Origin of the sequence: Thermosipho sp. (in: thermotogales), from assembly GCF_020054775.1 — a bacterium.
In the GTDB taxonomy this organism is placed as follows: Bacteria; Thermotogota; Thermotogae; order Thermotogales; family Fervidobacteriaceae; genus Thermosipho; species Thermosipho africanus.
Genome location: NZ_JAIHAP010000095.1, coordinates 1 through 7233 on the forward strand (window position 1 = coordinate 1; position 7233 = coordinate 7233).

Sequence of the window (7233 nt, forward strand, 5' to 3'; positions counted from 1 at the left end):
CAGGGAATCCTTTTTGAGTCTTATGTTCAAACGGCTGTGTGTCCCAGTTATCTCTAAGTGCTGAAATGACAAAACCTTCTGGATTGTCAATTTTGCTTCTGGACATTGCTTTCTCTAAATAAGCTACAGCGTTCATTATCTTTTCTGCAGGATATACCTCTAGAAGGGCAGCAAAAAAGGAGAGTTTATCTCTCCCTGTAACTTTTTTGTATAGTTCATTTATTTCAACAACAACCCCAGCCGAAGGCTGGGAATTTGTTCCGCTTTGCGGGTTGTTGTTGTTTATATTTGTTTGTTTTATATTTGTATGTTTATATTTGTTATTATAAGTACATTGGGGCAAACTGCACTCATGCATTGGTGCATTTTGCCCCATTCCATTGGTGCAATTTGCACCAATGCATTGGGCAGCACTTCTCTTTTCATACTCATCGTATAACAAATCCAGTTTTTCATAGTCTATTGTGTACCATTTTGTTTGGTCTAACTTATCGTCGTTGAATTTCGCAGAAATTAATAGTCCCATTTTTTCAAGTTTTTGAAAAGTCCTTTTAACAGTATCATAACTCCAAAAATCAAAATATTGTTCATGCCACTCTTTTATACTGTTATAAGTCCAGTACTTGCCATCAATAAAGTTTATTTGGTTTCTTGAATTATATACAAGCCAGTAATGCACTTGCTGAAGGACAATTGCTTCATTAAGACCAATAACTTTGGCTAATGTTTTATCAACTACTATCGGGTTTTCCTCGAAAAGAAGTTTACTCCTTACGGTGGAGTCTGTCATTTTTCTCACTCTCCAATAATGTTATTAATATTCCTATCCTCTTTTACTTCAAGAAGTGATATAATTTTTTCGAAAAGGCCTGTGAAGTCGTAGTAGTTTGCTATTTGTCCACCACGTTCATTAGTACGGCTGATGACGCGAAGATAGCCTTTTTCTATGAGAGAGTTTTTGTAATTGTGCAGAGTGCGCTCAGAAACTCCAGTGTACTCTGCCATTTTTCTTAGTGAGGGTCTTGGCAGTTCTGTCGTCCACTTGAAACGCAGGATTTGCGCTATAAACCAGCACTCTCCCACAGACAGGCCTAGTTCTTTTTGAAAAGAAAAAACAGCATCCGGGATGCTGGCAATCCCGCTTCTTACAATAACCTCACCAAATCTGGCAGTAAAATTTGACATGAAGACAGCCTCCTTTTATTCACCTTCTACTTTCTCTTGAAGTTATTAAAATAAAACCTATTATTAGCCCCAAAACTATGCCAAAGAAAATACCGGCTGCTAGGCCGGCGGTGTATAAAAAGTGTAGATGATATAACTGTTTTTTAAATAAAATCCAATAATTGTCGAAATAAAAGTTGGAGGTGTATAAAGTATGGTTGATAAGATTAAAAGGTTTTATATCAGATGTAAAGAAGTAAATAGAATCCAATCTGAATTTGTATTATTTACAAAATGTTATCCAATGTATTTGTTTATACTAAGATGGTTTATTCTTATGAGTTTTCTAGGGACTTACTTCTATACCCTGAATATCTATCTTTTAGATGATAATTATTTTATGAAATATCTGTTTTATCCTTTTATATCTTTTATTTTCTTTGCAATATTACTGCCAATTGAAACATGGTTAAAAAATTTAGATAAGGCTCTTATACGTCAAAAAATCATCAATATCGCCTGTGAATATTCGCTAAAACATTTTGCAGCAATGCGATTATCCAAAATAATTACAGAAAGTGCTAATAATAGAGAAACTCTACAAAGCGAAATGCATTCATCTAGTATGCCGAATCTTATAAATGGAACAATGCAGATTATGAGTTTTTTAATTGGTTTTTTGGCAAACACACTTGTTGAGATATTTAAAAAAACTGGTAACTTTTTGAATTTGCATATATACAAGTATATCTTTATTTTTACTATAAGTTATTTAATTGTTTTAATAAGTTTTTATGTTACAGTAGAAATATTTAAATCGTATAGACTTTACTACATACAAATGTTTGATTATCAAATCAAGTATGCTGAGTATATAAAAGCCGCACTATTGGAATAAAGTTATGAGAAGAAAAAAGAGAATCAAGAATATTACTAACCCTAAAATTGCCCAAAATATGTGTGTTACCAACAACTCATAAAAGAATAATGCTAAACCTGCTGATGAAAATATGGAGATAAAAAAGTAAAAAGGTGGAATATAGAAATTGCTCCCACTAATTAGAAGTATAAGGGATATGAAAGCTAATTGGAACACTGTAAATGCAATAATTGCTGGGACTATTTCTATATGAGGAAGTCCTTTGATATAGATATAGAAAAACATATCTAGTATCAAAGAAGTGAATATTATTAACAATATAATACCTTTAAAATTAAAAGCTTTAAATTTTTTCATTAAAAATCACACCTTTCTACAAAATTTTTAATTTTTATAGCCTTTTAAACTGATAAAAGCAGCAAAACTTATTACTAGCCCCAAAACTATCCCAAAGAAAATACCGGCAGCTAGGCCGGCAGTATAAAGAGTATTCAAGCTTTCATCTCCTTTTGATTGTAACGTAAAAGATAAAATCAATTTTTTTGAGAACTATCATCAACCTATAAAGATATACTAGCTTTATGTTTCATTGACCTGAGTTGCTGAAAAAAAGAAGCTCCCTTCTTAGAGTAAAGACCTAATCTTCCAAATGAGATTTAGAGTAGCCCCTAACGTATTATATGTGCAGTCCTTTCCTATCCTTATTACATTTTGGTATAATATACGTAGGTAGTTAAAATTCTTCTGGTAAGGAGGTTTTAGGCTTGCAAAATAGTTTTACAAATATCATTCAACAAATGAGTGAAAAATCAATCATTGTTCAAGAGATTGAAAGTATTGTTCAAAATGCTCGCTTTGTTGGTTTTGCGGTCGATGTAACCTATTCTACTTTCACAGTACTTACTAATGATGCATGGAAAGAGCGGGCAAATGGGATACCTCATAATAGTTTTCTCTTTGCAGCGTCTCCTAATTGGTTAAAACCAACCTTTGATAATCTTTCTCATCAACTCAAAGTAAATGTAACCTCTGACGAAGATCCAGAAATAATTCTACTGCGCGTTACAGAAGAATATGAGCTCCCCAGTAAGGATATATGGTTAGCAACAAAAATTGATAAGTTTAAGAGTTTAGAAACTAAAGAATTACATGACGGTGTTATTTTCGATGAATTGTCACGAAATGAAATACAGTATGCTGGTCTCAAATGTCGTGTTCTTGGTACGTTTTATTTTGATGAATACGGAAGCCTTACTTTTGGATCAGATCTCGAAAATTATTACGGAGCCAAAATTTTATATGTGTATAAACCATCAGTAGAAGGACTAGAAAATATAGTAAATTTTGAAACTCGAAAAAAAATACAAGAAGTATCTGCAGAAACTCGTATTAATTTAAGCGACCTTGTTCCCTTTGGTCATGTCCGTTATACATCAACACAGCGGTTACAAAAGAAAGAAGGAAAATCAGCTCAGGTTTATATAAATCCAAACGATTTTTTAGCTCGCAGAACAGCACTTTTTGGTATGACACGAACAGGAAAATCTAACACAGTTAAAATTCTAATTAAATCTATTAAAGAAGCGGCCCAAAAACATGGTAAAAAAGTAGCTCAAGTTATATTTGACGTAAATGGTGAGTATATATACATTAATCCTCAAGATAAAGGAGCTATTTCTACTGATATTGATGATTGTTTTATTCTTACTTTCAATCCCAATATTAATACAGGTAATAATTCAATAAGGAGTTTACAATTTGATTTATTTAAAGATTTAGGAATAACTCACGAATTAGCTGTATCACTGCTAAGGAGTCAAGGCATAAGTACATCTACAGACTTAGAAGCATTTTTAGGTATTGACATGTATGCTTACTATAATATCGATTCTAATGATTATGCTGAAGTAAAAAGATCTGAAAGAATTAAAGCTCTTTATAAATATATATTGGCTAAAGTATTGGGAATTGATACCCCAATTCCCAATCCATTTGGCGCAACCATTCTAAAGCAACTTGATGGAATAGAACCTAGTCTTTATAAAAAAACAACATTTACAATTGAAGAATTCGAGCTTATCCTAAATAAGATCCACGACAGAAGAAATGAAATAAAGACATCAACTGGAAATCAATTGTACCGAGAGGATTTCGAAACATTACTCAATTTTGCAGTAAAGAAAAACTCTCAAGGGAAATCAATAGTAGGTTATGGACACTTGCGGAGGATACATTTAGAAAGATTCCATTTGTCTGATGCTGATACTTATTTTGACGAAATTCTAAAAAAAATAAAAAACGGAGAAACTATACTGATTGATATGGTATATGGCAGTGAAGAAATTAGGAAGCTTTTGAGTACAAAAATTGCTACTCTTATATTCTCAGAAAATCAGAAATTATTTACCAAAGCCAAAGAACCTCCATATGTAATTCTATATATTGAAGAAGCTCACAACCTTATAGGAAAAGATATGGAACCTACCGACATCTGGCCTCGAATAGCCAAAGAAGGCGCAAAATATAACATAGGTTTGGTTTATTCAACACAAGAACCTTCAACCATCAATAGAAATATTTTGGCCAATACTGAAAATTGGTTTGTTACGCACTTAAATAATGAAGATGAAGTAAAGACAGTGATACGTTATTATGACTTTGCAGATTTTAAAGAATCTATTACGGTAGCTAAAGATAAAGGATTTGCAAGAGTAAAAACTTTTTCCTCAAATTTTGTTTGTCCAGTACAAATCAGCCTTTACCAACCATCTGGTATCCAAGGTAGAAAGGAGGGAGCAGGAGTCCAATATTAACCTCCTGCTTATTGTATGCCATACATAAATGAGTTTTCAAATAAAATTTCCCATGAACGTATTATTAAAAATCCAAAAGTTATAGAAAAACTTAAGGAATTTAAAATAGCATATGAAGTTCCTGCACTCCAGGGGGATGATATAATTAAGTTGTTTCAGCAAGTTAAAGTAGAGAAAGCATCTCATGGAATTAAGTTTGTTTTTACTGTAGATAGTTCTTCGGTAGAGATTCCTTTAAATAACAACATTCCTTCTGCTACAGTGGGTATTGTTAATTTCAGTGTTTCTATTGTTGACCTTGAGGAGAAATCTTCTCTTGCTTCAAGCGAATTTATTGATCCTCAAAAATTTAACGATATGTTTAATTCTTCTTTACTTACTTTCGTAACTCCTGGGCATAATGTTATATTAAAAAACAATCTTAGCCCAATTCAATCTATAAGATTAGCTCTTTATGAATTTTTTTCACAAAAGCCATTTAATAGTTTGTCTTTGCTTGATACCCTATATATTATCCTAAAATCGAAAGATGACAAGATTTCTTTTTTATGTCCTAACCCTGAATGCCATAGAAATATTGAGTGGGATTTGAACAGTTTAAATAGCTATGTTGGTAAATGTCCGACTTGTGGTGAAGATATATATCTTTCTGATTGGCTTCGTCTTCATGAAGCATTAGATGAAGAATGGGGAACAGGTTCTATTCTTTCTAGGTTCTCGCAAGTAAACGAACATCTAGTTGTTTTAAACCTCATACAAACAATACAAAATAACTCATTCCTGAGAAATCTTTTAAAAAATACTGCTTTTATAATAGATGGTCCTCTTGCCCTTTATGGAGAACCTGCTAAACTTCATGCACATATACTTCAATATTTACATCAGCTTAAAAGCGAAGGATTTGTGTATTTCGGTATTATCAAAAGCGGAAGGCTAAAAGACCATTTTACTATTTTAGAAGAAAAACTAAAACAACAGGGTATTAATATTCCTTATAATTCTTTTATGCTTGTAAATGATGAATATCGTTTTAAATATGTTCAAAAGAAAGGTAAAAAATATGTCCTTTCACTTCCATACCCAGTCCCAGAAAAAACAGACGTGGCTTTTAAAGAATATATCTTTAAACATGAAGCTTATGATACTTTACCAGTGGTATTAGATTTACTCAATAGAATTAGTATTGACCTTTATGAAGATGCGGTTTTACCAATTGCTTTGGCACATAAATTTGCCTCTATAAGTCTTAACCCTGGTGTTAAAATCTTAGAAATATTTACTAAAAGTTATGTCAAACAACAATAATTTAAAAAACAATATTTTCCGTCCCTTCAATTCTAGAAGGGACTATTATTTTGTTGTAAAACATTATCTCTTGTTTTTTCTTAATAGTTCCTGCCGTGTAAGTAACATCGATGAATATATAAGGTATTTTTTCAGAATAAAATCCCATAACCTCACTTGCTAAATCATACGTCATTACCCAAGGAATATTTGCCATATTGGTTAAAACAAAATGAGCTAAATAAGCATGGTCTTCTTTTTTATAAAAATTAGTATAAAGTTCACTACCTTTATGATAATACGGTGGATCTAAGAAAACAAAAAGTTTTTTTCTGTTGTTGATAACTTTATTCAAAAAATCAACAGCATCCAAATTGTATATTTCTATTTTATTCTTCATTGCGGATATATTCTTAATAATGTCAATAATTCGTTCCTTGTTAAAACGGCAACCAATTTTGTATTTCCCGGTTTGTAAGTATCCTCCTATCGGGCCAGCGTTTAGTATACCGGAACGGTTAGTTCTATTTAAGAAAAGTGTAGCAAAACCTAATTCTAATATATCAGTTGGTTCTTTAAATTTTTTCTTTATTTCTTTATAAGTTTCAATAGTTATCGACGTTTTTTCTATCATCTGACACAGTTCTTCTGGATAATTTAAAATACTAAACCACAAAGAATATATAGCTGGATCTATATCATTTAAAATTATCCTTTCTACCTTTTTATTGAATAGCAATGCTAATGCTAAACCGGCCCCACCAGCGTATGGTTCAACATAATTATAGCCATTCAATGAATTAAAATCGATTATTTCAGCAACAAAGCGATATAAAAATCCTTTACCGCCTGGATATCGTAAAGGAGAATAAGTTTTCATTTATACCTCCACCTTTATTTTTATCAAAATAAAGAAGATACTTCTTTTAACATTATCGATAGTTATAAAATAAAAGTCAAGAGGAAAACCCGAAATTTATTAAAACAAAAAATTTTATAAATTGCAATATTAAATGCAACACCTAATGAAAATCATGTAGATATAGGATTTGGAACAAATCATATATAACCTTAAGCCCATCTTAGTTAACA

6 protein-coding genes are annotated in these 7233 nt (G+C 31.6%); 3 read left to right on the forward strand and 3 right to left on the reverse strand.

Annotated features, from left to right (window positions below; genetic code table 11):
* On the reverse strand, positions 1–790 hold a 790-nt coding region (locus JG780_RS10295; protein ID WP_463274148.1), incomplete at its 3' end, for a hypothetical protein.
* A 5-nt stretch (positions 791–795) separates the two neighbouring features.
* Complete coding sequence (locus tag JG780_RS10300; protein WP_287570545.1) at positions 796–1185, reverse strand: helix-turn-helix domain-containing protein; 390 nt, start codon at positions 1183–1185, stop codon at positions 796–798.
* A 193-nt stretch (positions 1186–1378) separates the two neighbouring features.
* Between JG780_RS10300 and JG780_RS10305 the strand changes: the two genes are divergently transcribed.
* The 3 genes from JG780_RS10305 (at position 1379) to JG780_RS10315 (ending at position 6162) form a co-directional block, all read left to right on the forward strand.
* Entirely contained in the window at positions 1379–2062 is a 684-nt protein-coding gene (locus JG780_RS10305) for a hypothetical protein (RefSeq protein ID WP_287570547.1), read from the forward strand.
* A gap of 746 nt (positions 2063–2808) precedes the next feature.
* Positions 2809–4857: an ATP-binding protein gene (locus JG780_RS10310; protein WP_287570549.1), complete on the forward strand. Its 2049-nt coding sequence runs from the start codon at positions 2809–2811 to the stop codon at positions 4855–4857.
* Positions 4858–4872: 15 nt separating this feature from the next.
* Positions 4873–6162 carry a DNA double-strand break repair nuclease NurA gene (locus tag JG780_RS10315; protein ID WP_287570550.1) on the forward strand — a complete coding sequence of 430 codons (1290 nt, stop codon included), beginning with the start codon at positions 4873–4875 and terminating at the stop codon, positions 6160–6162.
* A gap of 1 nt (position 6163) precedes the next feature.
* Here JG780_RS10315 and JG780_RS10320 read toward each other — a convergent pair whose 3' ends face one another.
* A complete protein-coding gene (locus JG780_RS10320) occupies positions 6164–7021 on the reverse strand; it encodes a DNA adenine methylase (RefSeq protein WP_287570552.1) in 858 nt (285 codons plus the stop codon).
* Positions 7022–7233: the final 212 nt, after the last annotated feature.